The sequence below is a fragment of the Streptomyces graminofaciens genome, assembly GCF_030294945.1.
Lineage (GTDB): Bacteria > Actinomycetota > Actinomycetes > Streptomycetales > Streptomycetaceae > Streptomyces > Streptomyces graminofaciens.
Genome location: NZ_AP018448.1, coordinates 7,765,015 through 7,785,944 on the forward strand (window position 1 = coordinate 7,765,015; position 20,930 = coordinate 7,785,944).

The following is a 20,930-nucleotide window of genomic DNA, read 5'->3' on the forward strand; positions in this document are numbered from 1 at the left end:
GGCCGGACAAGGTTTCGAGTACGTCGTCCCAGGAGCAGCCATGGTCACCGCAGCACCGTCCGCCGCGTCCCGCATCGCCGTCGTCACCGGTGCGAGTGGCGGAATCGGTGCCGCCACGGCCCGGCAGCTCGCCGCGGCCGGGTATCGCGTGGTGCTGACGGCCCGCCGCAAGGACCGTATCGAGGCTCTGGCCGAGGAGATCAACGCGGCGGGGCACTCGGCGGCGGCGTACCAGCTGGATGTGACCGATCGCGCGGCCGTGGACGAGTTCGCGTCCGCGTTCAGGACCATCGGTGTGCTGGTGAACAACGCGGGCGGCGCGCTCGGTGCCGATCCGGTGGCGACGGGCGACCCGGCGGACTGGCGGCAGATGTACGAGACGAACGTCATCGGCACGCTCAACCTCACCCAGGCCCTGCTGCCGGCGCTGACCGCGAGCGGTGACGGCACGGTGGTCGTCGTGTCGTCGACGGCGGGGCACGGGACGTACGAGGGCGGCGGGGGCTATGTCGCCGCCAAGCACGGGACGCATGTCCTCGCGGAGACGCTGCGGCTGGAGATCGTCGGTACGCCGGTGCGGGTGATCGAGATCGCGCCCGGGATGGTGAAGACGGACGAGTTCGCGCTGACCCGGTTCGGCGGGGACGCGGAGCGGGCGGCGGGTGTGTACGCGGGGGTCGCCGAGCCGCTGACGGCGGACGACGTGGCCGACACGATCACCTGGGCGGTGACCCGGCCCAGCCATGTCAACGTCGACCTGTTGGTCCTGCGCCCCCGCGCCCAGGCCTCCAACACCAAGGTCCACCGGGAGCTGTGATGGCGTCGGCCGAGGGCGGGCACGGGGGCGGGCCCGGGGACGGGGGCCGAGACGAGGGCCTCGGCGAGAGCGTCGAGAAGCGCCGGCTCGCCGAGGAGAAGAAGAACGAGCGGTATGTGTGGTGGTCGCTCGGCTACTTCCTCTTCGGCATCCACGTGGTCGCCTTCGTGATGATCTACGCGGTCACGCACGCGAAGTAGGGACTGCGGCCTCCGCGTACGCCGTCGGCGGTACGCCCACCGTCGCCGTGAAGTCCCGAACGAGGTGGGCCTGGTCCGCGTAGCCGAGGTCGGCGGCCAGGCGGGCCCAGTCCACCGCGCGTTCGGTCTCGGCGCGTTCGAGTGCCTCGTGGATGCGGTAGCGCAGGATGACCCACTTGGGGCCGACGCCGACGTACCCGGCGAAGAGGCGTTGCAGGAGGCGTACGGAGAGGCCTTCGGCGCGGGCGAAGTCGGTGACGCGGCGGATCGTGCGGTCGGTGCGGACGCGGTCGACCAGGGCCATGGCGAGGTCGGCCTGGGGGTCGGGGCGGGGGGCTTCCCGCCCCGGGCCCAGGAGGAAGGCGTCGAGGGCGGCGGTGCGGGCGTCCTCGTCGTCGGGGGTGAGGATCGTCGCCGGGTCCGTGGGCGGGAGCACCGCGGGCTGTTCGGGGTGGCGTACGCGTCGGCCGGTCCAGTGGGTGACCGGGACGTGCGGGGCGAAGGGGCGGAAGCCGCCCGGCCGGAACTTGATGCCGCAGACCCGGCCCCGGCCCTCCAGCTTCTGGCTGAAGAGGCCGTGCTGGACGCCCGCGATCTCGACGAAGGGCTCCTGGCCCTCGAACCGCTGGAAGACGATGTTGACCGCCGGGTGCGGGACGACGTGTGAGACGTACGGCTCGGGCAGGTCCCAGTCGATCAGCCAGTAGTGCTCGACGTGGGGGCGCAGGGCGGGGGTGGGCAGCAGGCGGCGGAAGTCCACGTGCGAGAGGAGTCCCGCGGCGTCGACGATTCCTCGGGTGTCACGGCGTGCGGCGGCCATGGAACAAGGCTAGGACCCACCACTGACAGTGCCCGGAGACGGCCGGAGGAATAGTGGCGGAGGGGCTCTCGTTTGCGGGTATAGTTGAATCGTAAACAAATTGGAGGGTGGCAGCGATGATGCAGTTCGGGATCTTCACCGTCGGCGATGTGACGCCGGACCCGACCACCGGGCGGACGCCGACCGAGCGTGAGCGCATCAAGGCCATGACGGCGATCGCGCTGAAGGCCGAGGAGGTCGGGCTCGACGTCTTCGCGACCGGTGAGCACCACAACCCGCCGTTCGTGCCGTCCTCGCCGACGACGATGCTGGGCTGGATCGCCGCCCGCACGGAGAACCTGATTCTCTCCACCGCGACCACCCTCATCACCACCAACGACCCGGTGAAGATCGCCGAGGACTTCGCGATGCTCCAGCACCTGGCCGACGGCCGGGTGGACCTGATGATGGGGCGCGGCAACACGGGCCCGGTGTATCCGTGGTTCGGCCAGGACATCCGGCAGGGCATCAACCTCGCCGTCGAGAACTACGCTCTCCTCCGCCGTCTGTGGCGCGAGGACGTCGTCGACTGGCAGGGCAAGTTCCGTACGGCCCTGCAGGGGTTCACCGCCACGCCCCGCCCGCTGGACGGCGTACCGCCGTTCGTCTGGCACGGCTCCATCCGCTCGCCCGAGATCGCCGAGCAGGCCGCGTACTACGGCGACGGCTTCTTCCACAACAACATCTTCTGGCCGGCCGACCACACCAAGCAGATGGTCGAGCTGTACCGGACCCGGTACGCGCACTACGGGCACGGCACGCCCGAGCAGGCGATCGTGGGGCTCGGCGGGCACGTCTTCATGCGGAAGAACTCGCAGGACGCGGTGCGGGAGTTCCGGCCGTACTTCGACGTCGCGCCCGTGTACGGCAACGGGCCCTCGCTGGAGGACTTCATGGACCAGACACCGCTGACGGTCGGCTCGCCGCAGCAGGTGATCGAGAAGACGCTGTCCTTCCGTGAGTACGCCGGGGACTATCAGCGGCAGTTGTTCCTGATCGACCATGCGGGGCTGCCGCTGAAGACCGTGTTGGAGCAGATCGATCTGCTCGGCGAGGAGGTTGTGCCGGTGTTGCGGAAGGAGTTCGCGGTGGGCCGGCCGGCGGATGTGCCGGATGCCCCCACGCATGGGTCCCTGGTGGCTGCGGCGGGCTGAGTCCCGCCGTCGCCTGTGCGGGTTGTGCTCAGGCTGCGGGTCCGTCGTGGTGGCCCGCGCCCACGCGGCGGAGCCGCAGTTTCAGTACGGCCTCGCGCCCCTGCCCCTGAAGGGGCGCGCCCTGCCGGCCAGCCATCCTCTCGCCCTTGCGTACTCCTTGGTCCAGGTGCGGCTCAGCCGGGTCGAGCGCAGATCGGTGATCAGGGACTCGTATCTCGCGATGATCGGGGCCGGGTCGTACCTGTGCGCGCTCTCCAGGGCCGCTCGGCCCATTTCGCGGCGTAGGGCGTCGTCGATGATCAGGTCGTGGATGGCCTCCGCCAGGGCGTGGGGGTCGTCCGTCGGGACCAGGCGACCGTTCAGGCCGTCGGTGATGATCTCGGCGGGGCCCAGGGGGCAGTCGGTGCTGACGACCGGCACGCCGCAGCGCATCGCCTCCACCAGGGTCATGCCGAAGGACTCGGCGTCCGAGGCGCTGACCACGATCGAGGCCCGCGCGAACTCCCTCTCGATCGGGGTGCGGGGGCCCATCAGGCGCGCCTGGTCGGTGAGGCCCAGGTCGTCGATGAGGGACTGGAGGCGGTCCTTCTCCTTGCCGCCGCCGTAGACGCGCAGCCGCCAGTCCGGTTCCTTGGCCGCGATCCGGGCGAACGCCTCCAGGAGGAGGTCGAAGCGTTTGCCGGGGGCCAGGCGGCCGGCGGCCGCGATCACCGGGGCCGTGCCGTCCGACGGGGTGACGCCGGTGTCGGGAACGATGTTGGGGATCGACATCACCCGTACGCCCGGCAGTTTCATCCGTGCGCGGTACACCTCCGCGTCCGCCGCCGTGGTCGTGACGACGGCGTCCAGGGCGCGGTAGTGGCGGGCGAGGACCTTGCGCAGGGCCTTGTTGTGGGCGTCGTGGCGCAGGTGTTCCTGGCCGATGCGCAGGGCGCGGCGGGGGGCGAGGCGGGCGACGTAGACGTTGACGCCGGGGCGGGTGCCGATGACGACGTCCGCCCCGCAGCCGGCCAGATAGGCGCGGACCCGGAGGTCGGTGAGGCGGCTGTACTGGTGGTGGCGTCTGTCTGCGGTCGGAAAGTCGACGGCGGGTGCGGTGTAGGCCGGGTCCCGGGAATCTTCGCTGGTCGGGCGGGTGTCCACGAGGGGGACGAGGGTGACTCTCGGGTCCACGGTGAAGCGTGGTTCGTCCCGGTGGCGGGACATCGAGGCGATCTCCACGTCGTGGTGGTCCGCCAGCGCCGATGCGAGGTTCAGCGTCGTACGGACGGTGCCGCCGATGGCATACGCGTTGTGCAGCAGGAAAACGATCTTCAGGCGCTTGGTCTGCCACTCGGTGTGCCACTTGGTGTGCATGCGCTACCTTCCCGGCTTACGGAGGGATCAAGGCGTGTGTGAGCCCGTTTGTGACCCTTTTACTGCATCTGTCTCGCAGGTCACTTCCGCGCCCGACGTGAGAGGGGGGTAAGAAGCGGGCCCCGGCGCACGCCGACGACGTGGTGTGGCGCGGGGGCTTGGCAGACTGGGGGAGTGCCACAGAACGTGCTGCTCGCCGAGGACGACCGGGCCATTCGCCATGCCCTGGAACGCGCGCTGACCCTGGAGGGCTACGAGGTCACGGCGGTCGCCGACGGCGTCGAGGCGCTGGCGCAGGCGCATCGCCGTCGGCCCGATGTGCTGGTCCTGGACGTGATGATGCCGGGCATCGACGGCCTCCAGGTCTGCCGTGTGCTGCGCGCGGAGGGCGACCGTACGCCGATCCTGATGCTCACCGCGCTGGTGGAGACCGCCGACCGGATCGCCGGTCTGGACGCCGGGGCGGACGACTATGTCGTCAAGCCGTTCGACGTGGAGGAGGTCTTCGCGCGGCTGCGGGCGCTGTTGCGGCGGACGGGCGGGGCGGATCCGGCGGGTGGATCGGGCGGGTCGGGCGGGTCGAGCGGGTCGGGTGGGTCGAACGGCTCGGACGGGGAGCCGGTGACCTCGTCGCCGGCGTCGGCGACGGGGGCCGTGGCTTCCTCCGCAGCCTCGTCGCCGTCGTCGCTGTCCCCGGAGGGTGGCGTGCTCATGGCCGCCGGGCTGCGCATGGACGTACAGGCGCGGCGGGCGTGGCGTGGGGCGCGGGAGCTGGAGCTGACGCGGACCGAGTTCGACCTGCTGGAACTGCTGGTCCGTAACGTGGGCATCGTGCTCGACCACGGCACGATCTACGACCGTATCTGGGGTTACGACTTCGGGCCCGGCTCCAAGAACCTGGCCGTGTACGTCGGTTATCTGCGGCGCAAGCTCGACGAGCCGGGGGCGCCCGCGCTGATCCACACCGTGCGGGGCGTGGGGTACGCGCTGCGGGAAGACTGAGGGGCGCCCGGTTGTCGTCCCGTCCCGCTCTTCGCACCGGTTTCCGAGCCGCTGTCGCGGCCGCCGTCCGTGGGTTTCTGTGGCGGATCCGGCCGCGTCGGGTGTCGTCGCTGCGGGCGACGTTCACGGTGTCGTTCGTGGCGGTGGCCTGTGTCGTCACCGTGCTCGTGGGGATCCTCAGCTACAGCGCGGCCGCACGGCTGGTGCGGGTGGACCAGCAGACGGTGTTCGCCGAGGTCGTACGGGATCTGCGTGAGCTGGTGGAGCTGGACGAGCTGACGCCCCAGGATTTCGCGCCCTCCGGCAGCGGGGGCCCGCGCGACGATCTGATCCGCTCCGGCCGTACGGACGTCCAGGTGCTGGGGCCGCGCGGCGAGGTCGTCGACAAGGGCAGCCCCGGGCTGCCGGTCCGCGACAGCGACCGGCGTACGGCCAACGCGGACGTGCCCGGGGTCGTGGTCGAGCACGGCGAGGTCGAGGTCGGCGGTGGGCGCTACCGGGTGGCGACCGTGGCGCTGGGCGGTGGGCGCGGGGCCGTACAGGTGGCCCAGGAGTTCAGCGACACGGAGGATCTGCTGAGCGAGTTGCAGCAGCGGACGCTGTTGCTGGTGTCGGGTGTGGTGCTCTCGGCGGGGCTGTTCGGCTGGTGGCTGGCCTGGCGCCAGACGCGACGGCTCGTGCAGCTGGCGGGCGCTGCGGAGGATGTGGCCCGGACCGGGCATCTGGGCATTCAGGTGCCGGTGGCCGGTCGTGACGAAGTGGGGCGTCTGGGGCGGTCGTTCGACCGGATGCTGGTGCGGCTGGCCCAGTCGGAGGAGGACCAGCGGCGGCTGGTGCAGGACGCCGGGCACGAGCTGCGGACGCCGCTGACGTCGTTGCGTACGAACATCTCGATGCTGCGGCGGATCGACGAGCTGCCCCCGCGGATGCGGGAGGAGCTGGTCGACGACCTCGCCCTGGAGGCGCGCGAACTGACCGATCTGGTCAATGAGCTGGTGGACCTCGCGGCCGGTCAGTCCAGCACCGAGCCCGTGCAGCGGGTGCAGCTCGCGGACCTCGCGGAGGATGTGGCGGCGACCGCGCGGCGGCGCACCGGCCGGGAGATCGTGCTCCGGGCGGACGACGACACGACCGTGGAGGGGCGTGTCGGGGCGCTGCAGCGGGCGGTGTCCAACCTGGTGGAGAACGCGACGAAGTTCGATCGCGGGGGGACGGGGCCGATCGAGGTCGTGGTCGCCCGGGGTGGGCCGGGTGGGCCCGGAGACGCCGAGCAGCCGGGGCCGGGAGCGGGGCCGCGGCTGGTCCGGGTCGAGGTCCTGGACCGGGGACCCGGGGTCGCCGACGGTGATCTGGCCCGCATCTTCGACCGGTTCTACCGGGCGCCGGACGCGCGCAGCCTGCCCGGGTCCGGGCTCGGGCTGTCGATCGTGCGGGCGGTGGCCGCGGCGCACGGTGGGGCGCCGTTCGCCTTCCGGCGGGAGGGCGGCGGGTCGGTGATCGGGTTCACGGTGCGGGGTGTCGGGGGCAGCGGCGCGCCTCGGTGAGCCCGGGCGGCGGTGCGCCTCGGTGAGCCGGGGGCAGTGGTGCGGCCGGTGAGCCGGGGGTGGCGGCGCGGCCTCGGTGAGGGGCGGTGGAGCGCCTCGGCGACGGGCGGCGGAGCGCCTCGGGAGCCTTTGTATACCTTCCGGCGTCCGGCGTGGGTCTGAGGGCGCCCGACTTGGATGAACATCCAATATTTCGAGCACGGTCGTCTGCGGGCTTCTGCGAAGTCGTGACTTGATTCATAGTTACGGGCGTATTTCGGAAGCTGCTTTCCGTATGGTGAAAGAGAAGCTCGGAGGTTGCCTGTGTCACGCCTCGCACGTCTGCTGCGTACCTCGTTGTTCGTCCAGGTTGCCGGCGCCCTGGTGCTCGGAGTCGTCGTGGGCCGGCTGTGGCCCGACGTGGGGACGGCCGTCCAGCCGCTGGGCGACGGCTTCGTACGGCTCATCAAGGCGGTCATCGCGCCGCTGGTGTTCTGCGTGGTGGTCACCGGCATAGCCAAGGCCGGGAATCTGCGGGCGTTCGGCCGCATCGGCCTCAAGGCGCTGATCTGGTTCGAGGTGGCGACCACGTTCGCCCTGCTCATCGGCCTGGTCGCGGGCAACCTCGTACAGCCCGGCGCGGGCATGGACGTCGACCCCGCCACGCTGGACGCGGGCGCGGTCGACACCAGGACCGGCGGCGGGTCGCTGCCGTCGACCAGTGAGTTCCTGCTGCACGCGCTGCCCGAGAGCGCGGTGGGGGCGTTCGCCGAGAACGCGCTCCTCCAGGTCCTCGTCCTGGCCTGCCTGGTGGGCGCGGCCCTGCTCCACCTCGGCCACACCAAGGTGCCGGCCGTCCTCCCCGCCGTGGAGCAGGTGCAGGAGGTCGTCTTCGCGATCGTCGGGTTCGTCATGAGACTCGCCCCGCTGGCGGTCTTCGGCGCCACCGCCCACCTGGTCGGCCAGTACGGGCTGGGCGTGATGTCGACGTACGGCAAGCTGATCGCCGTCTGCTACGCGGTGGCCGCGCTGTTCCTGCTGCTGCTGGGCGTGGTGCTGAAGCTGATGACCGGGCTGAGCCTGTGGAAGTTCGTCCGGTACACCCGCGAGGAGATGCTGCTCGCGCTGGGCACCGCGTCCAGCGAGACCGTGATGCCGCGCATGATGCAGAAGCTGCGCCACGCGGGCTGCCGTGACGACGCCGTGGGGCTCGTCGTGCCCACCGGGTACTCCTTCAACCTCGACGGGGCCTCGATCTACCTCTCCATCGCCACGCTGTTCGTCGCCCAGGCGGTGGGGGTCGACCTCAGCCTCGGCCAGCAGGTCACGGTCGTACTGATGCTGATGCTCACCAGCAAGGGCATGGCGGGGGTGCCGGGTTCGGCGTTCCTCGCCCTGTCGGCGACGGCCTCCGCGCTCGGGGTCATCCCCGCCGGCGCGGTCGCCCTGCTCCTCGGCGTCGACCGCATCATGGACTCGATGCGCGTGGCGACCAATCTGCTGGGCAACTGTGTGGCGGCGTTCGCGGTGTCGAAGTGGGAGGGCGCGCTCGACGTCGACAAGGCGAAGAAGGCCCTCGACGGCGAGACCGAGTTCGTACCCGAGGAAGACGCCCCGGTCGCTCCGGTCGGCTGAGACAGGTGTCCTGTGCCGGGAGCGGAACGGGCTCCCGGCTCGGCTCACGTCTGGGTGGGCGGCCGAGATCAACGCCGGCGAGACCCGGGAGAGCTACGACTGGCCGCGCTCCCATCTCGCGTTCTGCGCGGCGACCGTGGTGGTCATGCTGATGGCGGCCTTCGTGCTGACGCGGTGACCGGCGGCCTTCGTGCTGACGCGGTGACCGGTGGCCTTCGTGCTGACGCGGTGACTGGCGGCCTTCGTGCTGACGCGATGACTGGCGGCCTTCGTGCTGACGCGATGAATCACTACTGGGCGCGCATTTCGGTGACGCCCAGGATGTTCCCCTCGCTGTCCTTGAACCACGCGCCGCGCACATCGCCCATCTCGGCGACGCCGTCGACCGTCTTGATGCCTGGCAGGTCGTATTCCTCGAAAGCGATTCCACGGGCGCGGAGTTCTTTCATCTCCGCGTCGAGATCGTCGACGATCCAGCTTTCCAGGGTATGAGCGGCCCGACCGGCACTCTCGGCCGACGGGTACACGAAGAAATGCGTGCCCCCGCTGTCGAAACGGACTCCACCCTCATCCTCCACCGACGCGGCAAGACCGAGGGTGTCCCGATAGAAACGCTTGGCCCGATCGAGATCGGCCGCGGGGATCGCCGCGTACACAGGTGCGTCTACGAGCATCTTCATCACCTCACATCTCGATGCTACGGCTGTGGGGAACGGGGTGCAGGACGTGGTCCGCGGGTCTCGTGCACGCCTGCGTCGGCCTGCGTCGGCCTGCCCGACGTGGTCGGTGACTTCGTCGACTGAGGGTCCGTACGGCTTCCGGGGACGCTCAGCGCAGGTCCCAGTACTCGTCCGGCGGTCCGGCCAGCTCGGGGTGGTCCCTCGTGTAGAAGGTCCCGTGCAGGGTGAGCATCGCCCAGTGCCACGCGAGATCGTGGAACTCGAGTCCGCGGTACGGCTTGTCGGCCGGCTCGTAGGGATAGGCGTCCAGAGCCGCCGCCCAGGACTCCGGCAGGCTCATGCCGCCGTACCGCCGCATGACCCAGGCGAAGTTGCGCCGCTCGCTACGGAGGTACGAGACGTACTCGTCCTCGTCCGGCCAAAGGCTCTCGGCCGGGCCTCCTGTCATGCGGCGGCGGTGGCCCGCGTCGCCCCGGCGCTCCACCGCCCGAGGACCGGCTCGCCGAGCGTACGGGCCGTCCAGCAGAGGGTCTGGCCGTGCCGGGCGAACAGTTCGTCGCGGTCGTCGAAGTGGCCGAGGTCGGTGCGGAGCCGGGCGGAGAGATCGCAGGAGACGGTGCCGCAGCTCGCGTCCGTGCTCCAACTGATCCCGGTACGGGCGACGGCGTCGAAGAGGGTCTCGCCGCCGCGGTTGGCGAACTGGCCGTCGCCGCCGGCGTACGTGTCGCCGAACAGCTCCCCGACCGGCACCCACGCCCGGTCGAGCCTGAACTCCGGCCACGCGAGCAGCACCTGCTCCGGCACGAACGGCTTCAGCCGGGGGAAGCGCGGATACCAGAACGTCCCGTCGACGATCAGCCCCCGCACCCGGGTCCGTACGCCGACGGCCCGCGCGACCGCCTCCAGGGCCGCCATCCGCTGACTGCACGAACCGCGCCCGAGCCGCAGGGTCCGCGAGACGCGCCGCAGATCCTCGACGGAGTACACGGGCCGCACCTCACGCGCGATGACGGCGTGCGCGGCGCGGAGGGCCTCCCGGGGGGTGGCCTCGTTCTGTACGCGGGCGGCGATGGCGGAGACGAGGGGGTGCCCGTGATCGAGGATCGCGGTGGCACGGGTGGACCCGTGCACGTCCGCGGCGTCGCGTCTGCGCACACCGTCCCGCCTGCTTTGCACGCCGTTGGCCATCAGCAGCCGACTGGTCATGTCGCCCCCGTGTGTCCCCGTGTCCCCTTGACCCTGCCCGGCCATCATCACACGGCGCCCAACGGCGTTGTCAGGGAGTCTTCACCGACAGCCCCGTCCCTGACCTGTCTGTGTCCGTCGCCGCGCAGGGCGTTACAGGTTGGGGCATTCGATTCTTTCGCGGACGCGATTCCGCTCACGCCGGATACGCATGGGTCTGAGCCGCCTTCACCGTCGCCCACACCGGCGCCCCCGGACGCAGGTCCAGTTCCGCCGCCGCCACCGTCGTCAGGTCGGCGGCCAGGGGGAGTTCGCCGGTGAGGGCCGCGCGGATCTGGTCGCCGTGGGTTTCCAGGCCGGAGACCTCGCACCGCCAGAGGTTGCGGGCGCTGGAACCGGTGGGGCGGTCGCGGTGGAGGGTGACCGCGCTCGGGGGGAAGGCCACGAACACCGGGCCCGTGAGGTCCTCGGTGGTGGTGATCGTGGGGCCCTCGGCGGTCCGGACCGTGTGGCCCTCCGCCGTACCCCGGTAGAGGTTCAAACCCACCAAGTGCGCGATGTAGTCCGTGCGCGGGTGGCGTGCGATGTCGCCGGGGGTGCCCTCCTGCACCACCTGCCCGTGCTCGACCACCACCAGCCGGTCGGCCAGCACCATCGCGTCCAGCGGGTCGTGCGTGACCAGTACGGCCACGGCTTCGAACTCGGCGAGGTGGCGCCGGAGTTGGGCCCGTACCTCCAGGCGGGTGCGGGCGTCCAGGGCCGCCAGCGGCTCGTCCAGGAGGAGCAGTCGGGGGCGGGTCGCCAGCGCGCGGGCCAGGGCGACGCGCTGGGCCTGGCCGCCGGAGAGGCGGCGGGGCCGGGCGGCCGCGTGGTCCGTGAGGCCCATCCGGTCCAGCCACTCGGCGGCCCGTGCCCTCGCCTCCGCCTTGGACGCGCCCTGGCAGCGGGGTCCGAACGCCACGTTGTCGAGGGCCGTGAGGTGGGGGAAGAGGAGGTAGTCCTGGAAGACGACTCCGACCGGGCGGTGCTCCGGTGCCGTACGTTCCAAGGACGCACCGTCCAGGCGTAGATGACCGTCCGTCAGCGGGGTCAGGCCGGCCAGGGCGCGCAGTGCCGTGGTCTTGCCCGCGCCGTTCGGGCCGAGCAGCGCGACCACGTCACCGGGGGCGGCGGTCAGCGTCACATCGAGGTGGAAGTCGCCGCGCCGGACCACCAGCCGGGCGTCCAGACCCTCCAGCGCCTCGCCCACACGGGTGTCCGTCATGACGCCGTCATCCAGCGGTCGCGCAACCCCGCCAGCACCGCGATCGACACCGTCAGCAGGACGAGGCTGAGCGCGATCGCCGCCTCCGGGTCGCTCTGCAGGGCCAGGTAGACGGCCAGCGGCATCGTCTGCGTACGGCCGGGGAAGTTGCCCGCGAAGGTGATCGTCGCCCCGAACTCGCCCAGCGCACGGGCCCAGGCGAGGACCGCGCCCGCCGCGATGCCCGGCGCGATCAGCGGCAGGGTCACCCGGCGGAACGCCGTGAAACGGGAGGCGCCGAGCGTCGTGGCCGCCTCCTCGTAGCGCGGGTCGGCGGCCCGCAGCGTGCCCTCCACACTGATGACCAGGAACGGCATGGCCACGAACGCCTCCGCCACGACCACGCCCGCCGTCGTGAACGGCAGGGTCAGGCCGAACCAGTCGTCCAGCCACCGGCCCACGACCCCGTTGCGGCCCAGCGCCATCAGCAGCGCCACACCGCCGACCACCGGGGGCAGGACCAGGGGGAGCGTGACCAGGGCCCGTACGAGACCGCGGCCCGGGAACTCGACGCGGGCCAGCAGCCAGGCCAGGGGCACGCCGATCACCAGGCTCACCGCCGTGGCCGCGGTCGCGCAGAGCAGGGACAGCTGGAGGGCCTGCCACACCTCGGGGCTGGTCAGCTGGTCCGGCAGGCTGTGCCAGGGGGTGCGGACCAGCAGGGCGACCAGCGGCAGCACCAGGAAGACGAGGCCGAGGAGCGCGGGCACGAGAAGGGGCAGCGGTACGCCCCGGGGGCCGCGCGCTCCGGTCCGGCGCGCGGGCGCCCCACGTGCTCGTGCCTTGGCCGTCACGGCTTCAGGAACCCGGCCTCGGTCAACACCTGCTGGCCCTCGGCGGACCGCACCAGCTCGATGAACGCCTTCGCGGTCTCGGTGTTCTCCGCGTCCTTGAGCAGGGCGATCGGGTAGTCGTTGACGGCGTCGGCCGACTCGGGGAACTCCACGCCCTCCACCTTGTCACCCGCGGCCTTCACATCGGTCTTGTAGACGACCGCCGCGTCGGCCTCCTTCAGCTCCACCTTCGTCAGGGCGGCCTTGACGTCCTGCTCGTACGAGACGGGGGTGAGCTTGAGCTTGCTCGCGTCCAGGGCCTTCTGCGCGGCGGCGCCGCACGGCACCTCCTTGTCGCACAGCACGACCTTCAGCCCGGACCCGGTCAGGTCCTTGAGGGAGGAGATCTTCTCCGGGTTGCCCGGCAGGGTGGCGATCTCCAGCTGGTTGCGGACGAAGGTGGCGGGCGTGCCGACGGCGTCCCCCGCGTCCGTCACGATCGCCATCGTCTTGGGGCTGGCGGAGGCGAACACGTCCGCCGGGGCGCCGCCGGTGATGCTCGCCGCCAGCGAGTCGCTACCGCCGAAGCTGAACGTCACCTTCGTACCGGGGTGGTCCTTCTCGAACTGCCCGCCCAGCGTCGTGAAGCTCTCCTTCAGCGAGGCCGCGGCGAACACGGTGACCGTCCCCGAGAGCTTGTCGCCCGAGCCGGAACCGGAACCGGAACCCGAGGCCGAGGAGGAGGGCGAGGCGTCGTCGTCGGAGGAGGAGCAGGCGCTGACGGTCAGCAATACGACGGCGCCCACGCCGGCGGCCCGAAGCGCGGAACGGATCATCACAGTCTGTCTACTCCCTCTGGTCCGGCACACGCGACAACCACATGCGGTGACCATCTTGGCGCATATGCGAGGGGTAAGTCTTCTGTTGGATCGCATGAGCCATGTCATAAGCCGGGTGGAGTGGGCATGTGCGTTCACGCACAGAGGTCGCTCAGGTGCGGTCGATGTGCACGTTCGTCGACTTCACCCGGGCGGTGGCCTCCATCCCGACCTCCAGGCCCAGCTCCTCCACGGCCTCGCGGGTGAGCAGGGAGACCAGCCGGTGCGGGCCCGCCTGGATCTCCACCTGGGCCGCGACGTCGCCAAGCTTCACGGCGGTGACGATGCCGGCGAAGGCGTTGCGCGCCGACGTGTACGGCACGTCGTCCTCGCCGGCGGCGTCGGCCGCCAGCTCCACGGAGAACGCGGCCAGATCCTTGCCGTCGACGAGGCGACGCCCGCTCTCGTCGCGGCGGGTCGCCACCCGGCCCGCGTCCGCCCACCGCCGCGCGGTGTCGGGGCTGACCCCGAGCAGCCGCGCGGCCTGACCGATCGTGTAGGACTGCATGGACGCCAAGATATGTGGTCGGCAGGACTTGTCGCCCGGCGCCGCCCCGCGTCCGGACCTGGGCCGGGGCCGGCCTGCCGGCATGGGAGAACTCGGACCGGCGGTCCCACATGAGCGCCGTACCGATGACGACGGTCGGCCCCTGCACGACCATCAGCAGCATGCTCCGGTGAGAGGGAGTCGTCGCGGCGTTCGGCGGCGGCGCCCGGGTCGCGGTCGCCAACCGCCCGACGGGCCACGGCCGCCCGGACGCGTGCGCCACGGTCCGCGTCGCAGTCCGGCAGCACGGCGAACCAGCCAGTGCCCGCCGCGGTGTTTTGCCGTCCTTTCCGGCGCCCCCCTCACCGGTGATGCGGAGTGTCGCTCCGCGACTCCGAGAACGGAGGAGGTCGTCATGGCCGAAACGGCCGACGTGGTGTCGGTGGGTGAAGCCCGCGCGGGGCGCACGACGTCATGCGCCGGGTCGTGTCGCGCCGCGCGCCGTCGTCTTTCTCCGTCGGCGGGTCGATCACGGAAGGCGCCGGGCAGGGTCGAGGCAAGGACGGCACCCGATGGGGGGAGGCACGTCATGGCGACGTTCCCGACCGGCGAGTTCTCGATCTACGTCGGCCTCGAACTGGCTGAGGACCGGACCGGGTTCCGGTACCGGACCGGCTGGAATTCCTACGACATGGCGGTCCACACCGTCTACCTGGTGAACGAGAGCACCGTCGACCCGGCCCGGTTCCTGATCGAGAACGGCCGTGACCACGAGGACGGTTCATGGTCGGGCGTACTGAGGATCGCCCGCCCGGCCAGGTACGCCGGCCACTACCTGGACTCCTCGGACGGCTGGCTGTGCGCGGTCCCGTCCGAGGGCTGCCGCTGGCGGTTCCACGACGAGGGCGACTACTGCCGGATGGTGCAGGAGGGCCGGGGGCGGACGGTGAAGCTCACCGACACCAGACAGGGCGTGAGCCGACGGCTGCGGTGCACCCTGGACCCTGGGTTCCAGGACATCTCGGTGCGCCGCTTCCAGGGTTCGACGAGGGCGGGGGCGGGGGACGCCCCGTGACGCGACGTGTAACCGGTTTAATCGGTTACACCGCTGAGGAGGGTGTGATCCCGCAGGCCCCGCTGGGCCGCCGCGCCCACGTCCGGGAGTCTCCAGTGCCGTGGCCCTCGACAAGCCGGCGGCGGAACTCGGCCCGGCCCACGCGGCCCGCTCGTCCGCCCGTACGCTGTATACAGAAATGCGCGTGCGGCGGTATGAGCGCACAGACGTGCGAACGTACGGATGAGGAGCGGGGAGAGGCATGGCCCGGGCGACTGGCAAGAGCGAAGCGGTCTACGAGCGGCTGAAGGGCGACATCGAGTCGCTGCGGCTGCGCCCGGGCGCCAAGCTGAGCGAGGTCCAGCTGGGCGAGGAGCTGGGTGCCTCCCGTACCCCGGTGCGCGAGGCGATCCGGCGGCTGGCCCGGGAGGGCCTCGTCGACTTCGTGCCCGGCGAGATCGCCCGTGTGGCCCCGATCTCGCTGGGCGGCGTCCGCGCGCTCTACGAGTTCCGCATGCTGCTGGAGCCGAGGGCCGCCGCGTCGGTCGCCACGGTCGGTTCCACCGACGAACGGGTCCTCGTGCCGTTCCGTGAACTGCTCGCGCGACTGGAGGAGTTCGACGAGACGTTCCGCACACTGGACACCACCGCGCAGACCGGCTCCTACCAGCGGTTCTACGAGGTCAGCGAGGGCTTCGACCAGGCGGTCGTCGCCGCCTGCCGCAACCCCTACCTCGCCCGTACGATCGCCGACCTGCGCAGCCAGACCGTACGGCTGCGGCACCTCTCGCACACCGGCCCGCGCCGCATGCTGACCTCGCTGGAGGAGCACCGGGCGATGCTCAAGGCGATCATCCAAGGGGACGCCGAGGCGGCGGAGGCAGCGGGTCGGCACCATCTGGCCCAGACCCTTCAGGCGCTCATCGACAGCCTGGTCGGGCAGGACTTCGCGGTCGGTGCGGATGTCCGGGTGGACCTGGCGCAGTGAGCGTCCGCACCACCCCGCGCCCTTGCCGCCAAGGGCGCGGCGGGGGTGCGTCGATATGCGGCTCCGCCGCGCGTGCGCGACCAGCCCCACCCACCCGCACCGCACACATATGGCCTCCGCGACCCCCGTCCTGTATACAGGAATGAATACATGTACCCTGCCCAGGCGAGGACCACCCCCATGCCCCACACAGTCCCCGCCCCCGACCTGCTCGACTTCGCCGCAGCCACCACCGAGACCCATGACGTCCCGCCCCAGGACGCCCGGCTGCTCGCGGACACCCTGGTCACCGCGGAGCTGTGGGGCCACGCGTCCCACGGGATGCTGCGCCTGCCCTGGTACCTGGACCGGATCGAGAGCGGGGCCACGGCCGCCGTCGCCGCCCCGGAGGTCGTGACCGACACCGGCGCCGTACTCGTCGTCGACGGCCACGACGGCCTCGGCCAGGTCCTCACCGACCAGGCGGTCACGGCGGGCGTGGAGCGCGCCCGCTGCCACGGCGTCAGCGCGGTCGCGGTCCGCAACTCCGGTCACTTCGGTACGGCCGCGTACTACACCCGCAAGGCCGCCGCGCAGGGCTGTGTGGCGCTGCTCGCCACCAACGCCAGCCCGGCCATGGCTCCCTGGGGCGGCCGGGAGAAGCGGATCGGCACCAACCCGTGGTCGATCGCCGCGCCCGGCGGCCGGCACGGCACGGTCGTGATGGACATCGCCAACACCGCCGTGGCACGCGGCAAGATCTACCTCGCCGAGGAGCGCGGCGAGCCGATCCCCGAGGGCTGGGCGGCCGACGCCGACGGCGTGCCGACCACCGACCCGCGCCACGCCGTCGAGGGCCTGATCCTCCCCATGGCCGGCCACAAGGGCTACGCCATCTCCTTCATGTTCGACGTCCTCGCGGGCGTCCTCACCGGCAGTGCCTTCGGCTCCTCGGTGGTCGGCCCGTACGCGGCCACCGGCCGCAGCGGCGTCGGCCACCTGCTGATCTGCGTCGACATCGCGGCGATGGCCGACCCGGCGGAGTTCGGCCGCCGGATGGAGTCCCTGATCGAGGAGACGAAGTCCACTCCCACCGCCCCCGGCACACCCGAGATCCTCGTCCCCGGCGAGCCGGAGACCCGTACTGCCGAGCGCCTGCGCACCGAGGGCATCACGCTCGCCGACGACACCTGGGCCTCGCTCGCCCGCATCGCCGCCACCACCGCCGTACCCCTGCCCACCACCCCTCCCCGACACCAGGAGCTGTCCGCATGATCGCGCTGACCGTGTCCCTCCAGGTCGTCCCCGGCCACCGCGACGACTTCCTCGCCGCCATCGCGGAGAACGCCGAACGGACCTTCACCGACGAGCCAGGCTGCCGCTACTTCGACGTCGTCTGCGATCTGGCCGACGACCACCACTTCGTCTTCCACGAGATCTACGACGACGAGGCGGCCGTCGAGGCCCACCGCGCCGCCCCCCACTTCAAGGTCTGGCGGGAGGCGGCGGCGAAGCACGTGGTCCCCGGCAGCCAGGTCAACACCCTCTCCCGCCGCCTGTTCCACCACGCCTGAGCCCCAGGAGCCTGCCCATGCGCGCCGAGCCCACCCCGCCCAACCTGCTCATCGACCCCGCCGACGTGGAACGCTTCGACCGGGGCGGGGGAGTGGCCACCCTCCCCTACGTCGGCAGGTGGAACTCCGCCACCGCTGTCATCACCACCGGCCAGACCGTCTTCCAGCCCGGCACCGGCCTGCCCCTGCACAGCCACAACGTCGAGGAGTCGGTGCTGATCCTGGAGGGCGAGGCGACCGCCGAGATCGACGGCGAGTTCTTCGACCTGACCGCCGGCCAGGCCACCTGGGTCCCGGCGGGCGTCCCGCACCGCTTCCTCAACCGGGGCGAGGGCGTCATGCGCATCTACTGGGTCTACGGCGGCCGCGACGTCACCCGCACCATCACCGCCACCGGCGAGACCTTCGCCCACCTCTCCGAGCACGACAAGGGCGGGGCACCCACCTCATGAGCCGCACCACGATCGAGACCGTCGACCCCGCCACCGGCCGGCCGCTCGCGACGTACGAGGCGATGGACGCCGTACGCGTCGAGGCCGCCGTGGAACGGGCCCACGCCGCCGCCCGCGCCTGGGCCCGCGTCCCCGTCGCCGAACGGGCGGCCCGCGTCGCCGCCCTGGCCCGCACCCTGCGCACCCACAGGGACCACCTCGCCCGCCTGACCGTCACCGAGATGGGCAAGCCGGTCGGGGAGGCGGAGGGCGAGGTGGACAAGTCGGCCCTGACCGCCGAGTACTACGCCACGCACGGCCCCGGGATCCTCGCCGACGAGCCGGTGACCGTGGACGGAGACGTGGACGGAGAGGTGGACGGAGACGGAGACGTGGACGGCGCCGAGGCCTGGGTGGCGTACGAGCCCGCCGGGCTGATCCTCGCCGTCATGCCGTGGAACTTCCCGGTGTGGCAGGTCATGCGCTTCGCCATCCCCTCCCTGACGGCGGGCAACGGCGTCCTGCTCAAACACGCCTCGAACGTCACCGGCAGCGCGTTCGCCCTCCAGTCCCTTTTCGTCGAGGCGGGCTTCCCCGCGCACCTGGTGACCGCGCTCGTGCTCGCCGACACCGACGTACCGGAGACGACCGCCCGTCTCATCGCGGACGACCGGATCGCCGCCGTCACCCTCACCGGAAGCAACCGTGCGGGCGCCGCCGTGGGCGCGGCGGCCGGTCGCGCGGCGAAGAAGTCGGTCCTGGAGCTGGGCGGCTCGGACGCGTTCGTGGTCCTGGACGACGCGGACATCGAGAAGGCCGCCGCCGCGGCCGTACGGGCCCGCTTCACCAACTCCGGCCAGAGCTGCGTCTGCGCCAAGCGTTTCATCGTGGCCGAGCCGGTCGCGGACGCCTTCACGACGGCGTTCGTACGCCGCGTCGAGCGCCTCCGCATCGGCGCGCCCCAGGACCGTACGACCGAGATCGGCCCCCTCGCCCGCGACGACCTGCGGGCGGCGATCCAGCGCCAGACGAAGGAGTCGGTGGCCGCCGGAGCCCGCCTGCTGACCGGTGGTGAGCCGCTCCCGGGCGACGGTTGCTTCTTCCGGCCCACGGTCCTCGCCGACACCGCCCCGGGCATGCCCGCCTTCGACGAGGAGACCTTCGGCCCGCTCGCCGCCCTCGCCGTCGCCCGCGACGACGACGATGCCGTACGCCTCGCCGAGGCGACCCCCTACGGCCTCGGCCTCAGCGTCTGGACCGCCGACCCGGCCCGTGGCGTCGCCCTCGCCCGCCGCGTCACCACCGGCGCGGCCTTCGTCAACGCGATCGTCGCCTCCGACCCGCGTCTCCCCTTCGGCGGCACGAAACGCAGCGGCCACGGCCGCGAACTGGCCGCCGCGGGAATCCGCGAGTTCACGAACGCGCGGACGTACTGGGTGGCGCGCTGACGTCGGCGTTCAGTCGCCGACGGGCGGACATGAGCAGAAGAGTGATGTCGCTCGTGGTACGCACCCCGCCGAACACGTAGTGGTCGGGCCGGACGAGCACGGCTTCGCACGCATGCCGGCGCAGCCAGTCGTCCAGGACGGGCTGTACTTCGCGGTAGTCGTCCGGCCCGCCCGGTCCTTCGGTGAGCCGTACGAGACGGACCGGGAATCCGTCTGCGGCGTGGTGCGCACGCAGGGCCGTCTCGACGTATCCGGCCCTCGCGTCCTGCCGTACGACGACCCGGAAGCCGCTCCCGGTGAACTCGTCCAGCAGCCCGGTCCGCCCCTGCCAGTCGGTGACGGTCGGCTGCGGGAGGATGTCGCCGCGCGCGGGGACATGGTCGGGCGGGAGGAAGCCGGCCGACAGCCCGGGGATCAGGGACTGCCGGATGGTCCCCTCGGGCCTGGCGGCCAGCTCCGCCAGCAGATCGCTGTCGCGCTTCGCGGCGGCTGCCTCGTCGCGCTCGCAGATGACGTGCCCGAACTCCTTGGCGGTGAGCGTCACTTGGCGCACATGGGGCTCGCGCTCCGGCTGGTACGTGTCGAGGAGGGAGTCGCCCGCGCCGCCCCGCGCGTGCAGGGCGAGTTTCCACATCAGGTTGGACGCGTCACGGATGCCCTGGCACATACCTTGCGCGAGGAAGGGCGGGGTCATGTGCGCCGAGTCGCCGAGGAAGAACAGCCGCCGCCGCATCTGCCACTGCTCCAGCACGAGGGCGTGGAAGCGGTAGGTGGCGGCCCGCCACAGCTCGTAATCACCGGGGGCCAGCCACCGCGACAGCAGGGAGCGGATGAAGTCCGGGTCGGCGACGTCCTCGGGCCGCTCGTCCGGGTTGATCATGAACTCCCAGCGGCGATGGTCCCCCGGCCCCACGATGAAGGTGCTCGGCCGCGCGGGCTCACAGAACTGCACGTTCGTACGCGGGAGCCCGGCCCCGGCGCCCGGACGCAGCAGCAGGTCCACCACCAGCCACGGCTGATCGAACTCCAGGTCGTCCATGCGCAGCCCCATGCTCTTGCGCAGCGGACTGGCACCGCCGTCGCAGGCGAGCACATAGCGGGTACGCAGGGTGTGCCGACGCCCGTCGGGGCCGACGGCCTCGACGGTGGCGCCGTCGCCGTCGCCGTCGCCGTCCAGGCGCACATCCGTCACCTCGGTCCCCAGGCGCACGTCGACCCCGTCGGCCGCCCGAGCGAGCCGCTCCCGCAGGGCGCTCTCCAGCTGCGGCTGATCGAAGACGTAGTTGGGCGCCCAGCCGAGAGGATGGGGCGGCGGCGCGGTGACGATGCGCTTGATGACCTGGCCGTCGCCGTTGCGGTACTCGGACGGCCGGTACGGCATGACGTGGTCCGCGATCGCGTCGGCCAGCCCGAGGCCGCCGAAGAGCCGCATCACTTCCTGGTCCAGCCCGATGGCCCGGGGCCGGGGCTCGACGTCCGTGGCCCGGTCGAAGGCGACGGCCCGCAGGCCGAGGTCATGGGCGAGATTCGCGGCGGTGGCCCCGACGGGGCCGAGCCCCACGATCACCACATCGGAGTCGAAGCGGTCGGTCACGTACAGCCCC

The 20,930-nt window shown here is 71.7% G+C and carries 23 protein-coding genes; 12 read left to right on the forward strand and 11 right to left on the reverse strand.

Features of this window, described 5'->3' with window-relative positions:
• The first annotated feature begins 40 nt into the window (after nucleotides 1–40).
• Nucleotides 41–817, forward strand: coding sequence for an SDR family NAD(P)-dependent oxidoreductase (locus SGFS_RS34075; protein WP_286255992.1), 777 nt, complete (start codon nucleotides 41–43; stop codon nucleotides 815–817).
• Nucleotides 814–1,017, forward strand: a complete 204-nt coding sequence (locus SGFS_RS34080; protein WP_434028100.1) for a hypothetical protein — start codon at nucleotides 814–816, stop codon at nucleotides 1,015–1,017. Before SGFS_RS34075 ends, SGFS_RS34080 begins: the two co-directional genes overlap by 4 nt.
• On the opposite strand, the gene SGFS_RS34085 is transcribed toward SGFS_RS34080, so the two are convergent.
• Nucleotides 1,001–1,837 (reverse strand): helix-turn-helix domain-containing protein, encoded by an 837-nt coding sequence (locus tag SGFS_RS34085; protein ID WP_286255995.1) that lies wholly within the window; start codon nucleotides 1,835–1,837, stop codon nucleotides 1,001–1,003. The two genes, SGFS_RS34080 and SGFS_RS34085, sit on opposite strands and share 17 nt — an antisense overlap.
• Nucleotides 1,838–1,956: 119 nt before the next feature.
• Here SGFS_RS34085 and SGFS_RS34090 point away from each other — a divergent pair, with 119 nt between their 5' ends.
• Nucleotides 1,957–3,030, forward strand: a complete 1,074-nt coding sequence (locus SGFS_RS34090) for an LLM class flavin-dependent oxidoreductase (protein WP_286260209.1) — start codon at nucleotides 1,957–1,959, stop codon at nucleotides 3,028–3,030.
• An 81-nt stretch (nucleotides 3,031–3,111) separates the two neighbouring features.
• Here the strand turns inward: SGFS_RS34090 and SGFS_RS34095 are convergent, their stop codons facing one another.
• Nucleotides 3,112–4,347 carry a glycosyltransferase family 4 protein gene (locus tag SGFS_RS34095; RefSeq protein WP_434028226.1) on the reverse strand — a complete coding sequence of 412 codons (1,236 nt, stop codon included), beginning with the start codon at nucleotides 4,345–4,347 and terminating at the stop codon, nucleotides 3,112–3,114.
• A gap of 213 nt (nucleotides 4,348–4,560) precedes the next feature.
• Between SGFS_RS34095 and SGFS_RS34100 the strand changes: the two genes are divergently transcribed.
• The 3 genes from SGFS_RS34100 to SGFS_RS34110 all read left to right on the forward strand — a co-directional run bounded on the left by SGFS_RS34100 (nucleotide 4,561) and on the right by SGFS_RS34110 (nucleotide 8,546).
• Nucleotides 4,561–5,388 carry a response regulator transcription factor gene (locus tag SGFS_RS34100; RefSeq protein ID WP_286255999.1) on the forward strand — a complete coding sequence of 276 codons (828 nt, stop codon included), beginning with the start codon at nucleotides 4,561–4,563 and terminating at the stop codon, nucleotides 5,386–5,388.
• A gap of 77 nt (nucleotides 5,389–5,465) precedes the next feature.
• Nucleotides 5,466–6,932 (forward strand): sensor histidine kinase, encoded by a 1,467-nt coding sequence (locus SGFS_RS34105; RefSeq protein ID WP_286260210.1) that lies wholly within the window; start codon nucleotides 5,466–5,468, stop codon nucleotides 6,930–6,932.
• Nucleotides 6,933–7,253: 321 nt separating this feature from the next.
• Nucleotides 7,254–8,546: a cation:dicarboxylate symporter family transporter gene (locus SGFS_RS34110; RefSeq protein ID WP_286260211.1), complete on the forward strand. Its 1,293-nt coding sequence runs from the start codon at nucleotides 7,254–7,256 to the stop codon at nucleotides 8,544–8,546.
• 93 nt (nucleotides 8,547–8,639) lie between these two features.
• Here SGFS_RS34110 and SGFS_RS34115 read toward each other — a convergent pair whose 3' ends face one another.
• The 8 genes from SGFS_RS34115 to SGFS_RS34150 form a co-directional block, all read right to left on the reverse strand.
• Entirely contained in the window at nucleotides 8,640–8,837 is a 198-nt protein-coding gene (locus SGFS_RS34115) for a hypothetical protein (RefSeq protein ID WP_286256002.1), read from the reverse strand.
• On the reverse strand, nucleotides 8,837–9,226 hold the full coding sequence (locus tag SGFS_RS34120) for a VOC family protein (RefSeq protein WP_286256004.1): 390 nt from the start codon (nucleotides 9,224–9,226) through the stop codon (nucleotides 8,837–8,839). Before SGFS_RS34120 ends, SGFS_RS34115 begins: the two co-directional genes overlap by 1 nt.
• 148 nt (nucleotides 9,227–9,374) lie before the next feature.
• Nucleotides 9,375–9,674, reverse strand: a complete 300-nt coding sequence (locus SGFS_RS34125) for a hypothetical protein (protein ID WP_286256006.1) — start codon at nucleotides 9,672–9,674, stop codon at nucleotides 9,375–9,377.
• Nucleotides 9,671–10,432, reverse strand: a complete 762-nt coding sequence (locus SGFS_RS34130) for a transglutaminase domain-containing protein (RefSeq protein ID WP_286256009.1) — start codon at nucleotides 10,430–10,432, stop codon at nucleotides 9,671–9,673. The genes SGFS_RS34125 and SGFS_RS34130 overlap by 4 nt, the downstream gene beginning before the upstream one ends.
• A gap of 175 nt (nucleotides 10,433–10,607) precedes the next feature.
• Complete coding sequence (locus SGFS_RS34135; protein ID WP_286256010.1) at nucleotides 10,608–11,675, reverse strand: ABC transporter ATP-binding protein; 1,068 nt, start codon at nucleotides 11,673–11,675, stop codon at nucleotides 10,608–10,610.
• Nucleotides 11,672–12,508 carry an ABC transporter permease gene (locus SGFS_RS34140; protein ID WP_286256011.1) on the reverse strand — a complete coding sequence of 279 codons (837 nt, stop codon included), beginning with the start codon at nucleotides 12,506–12,508 and terminating at the stop codon, nucleotides 11,672–11,674. Before SGFS_RS34140 ends, SGFS_RS34135 begins: the two co-directional genes overlap by 4 nt.
• On the reverse strand, nucleotides 12,505–13,323 hold the full coding sequence (gene modA / locus SGFS_RS34145) for a molybdate ABC transporter substrate-binding protein (RefSeq protein ID WP_286256012.1): 819 nt from the start codon (nucleotides 13,321–13,323) through the stop codon (nucleotides 12,505–12,507). The genes SGFS_RS34140 and modA overlap by 4 nt, the downstream gene beginning before the upstream one ends.
• A gap of 154 nt (nucleotides 13,324–13,477) precedes the next feature.
• On the reverse strand, nucleotides 13,478–13,873 hold the full coding sequence (locus SGFS_RS34150) for a TOBE domain-containing protein (protein ID WP_286256013.1): 396 nt from the start codon (nucleotides 13,871–13,873) through the stop codon (nucleotides 13,478–13,480).
• A 568-nt stretch (nucleotides 13,874–14,441) separates the two neighbouring features.
• Here SGFS_RS34150 and SGFS_RS34155 point away from each other — a divergent pair.
• The 6 genes from SGFS_RS34155 to SGFS_RS34180 all read left to right on the forward strand — a co-directional run bounded on the left by SGFS_RS34155 (nucleotide 14,442) and on the right by SGFS_RS34180 (nucleotide 19,326).
• Entirely contained in the window at nucleotides 14,442–14,927 is a 486-nt protein-coding gene (locus SGFS_RS34155; RefSeq protein ID WP_286256014.1) for a hypothetical protein, read from the forward strand.
• Nucleotides 14,928–15,168: 241 nt separating this feature from the next.
• Entirely contained in the window at nucleotides 15,169–15,894 is a 726-nt protein-coding gene (locus tag SGFS_RS34160) for a GntR family transcriptional regulator (RefSeq protein ID WP_286256015.1), read from the forward strand.
• A gap of 180 nt (nucleotides 15,895–16,074) precedes the next feature.
• Entirely contained in the window at nucleotides 16,075–17,148 is a 1,074-nt protein-coding gene (locus SGFS_RS34165; protein WP_286256016.1) for an Ldh family oxidoreductase, read from the forward strand.
• The gene (locus SGFS_RS34170) at nucleotides 17,145–17,447 is read left to right on the forward strand and encodes a putative quinol monooxygenase (RefSeq protein ID WP_286256017.1); all 303 of its coding nucleotides are present in this window, start codon (nucleotides 17,145–17,147) and stop codon (nucleotides 17,445–17,447) included. Before SGFS_RS34165 ends, SGFS_RS34170 begins: the two co-directional genes overlap by 4 nt.
• 17 nt (nucleotides 17,448–17,464) lie before the next feature.
• The gene (locus SGFS_RS34175) at nucleotides 17,465–17,899 is read left to right on the forward strand and encodes a cupin domain-containing protein (RefSeq protein WP_286256018.1); all 435 of its coding nucleotides are present in this window, start codon (nucleotides 17,465–17,467) and stop codon (nucleotides 17,897–17,899) included.
• Entirely contained in the window at nucleotides 17,896–19,326 is a 1,431-nt protein-coding gene (locus SGFS_RS34180) for an aldehyde dehydrogenase family protein (RefSeq protein ID WP_286256020.1), read from the forward strand. Before SGFS_RS34175 ends, SGFS_RS34180 begins: the two co-directional genes overlap by 4 nt.
• Here SGFS_RS34180 and SGFS_RS34185 read toward each other — a convergent pair.
• Complete coding sequence (locus tag SGFS_RS34185) at nucleotides 19,292–20,920, reverse strand: bifunctional 3-(3-hydroxy-phenyl)propionate/3-hydroxycinnamic acid hydroxylase (protein WP_286256022.1); 1,629 nt, start codon at nucleotides 20,918–20,920, stop codon at nucleotides 19,292–19,294. The two genes, SGFS_RS34180 and SGFS_RS34185, sit on opposite strands and share 35 nt — an antisense overlap.
• Between the last annotated feature and the right edge of the window lie 10 nt (nucleotides 20,921–20,930).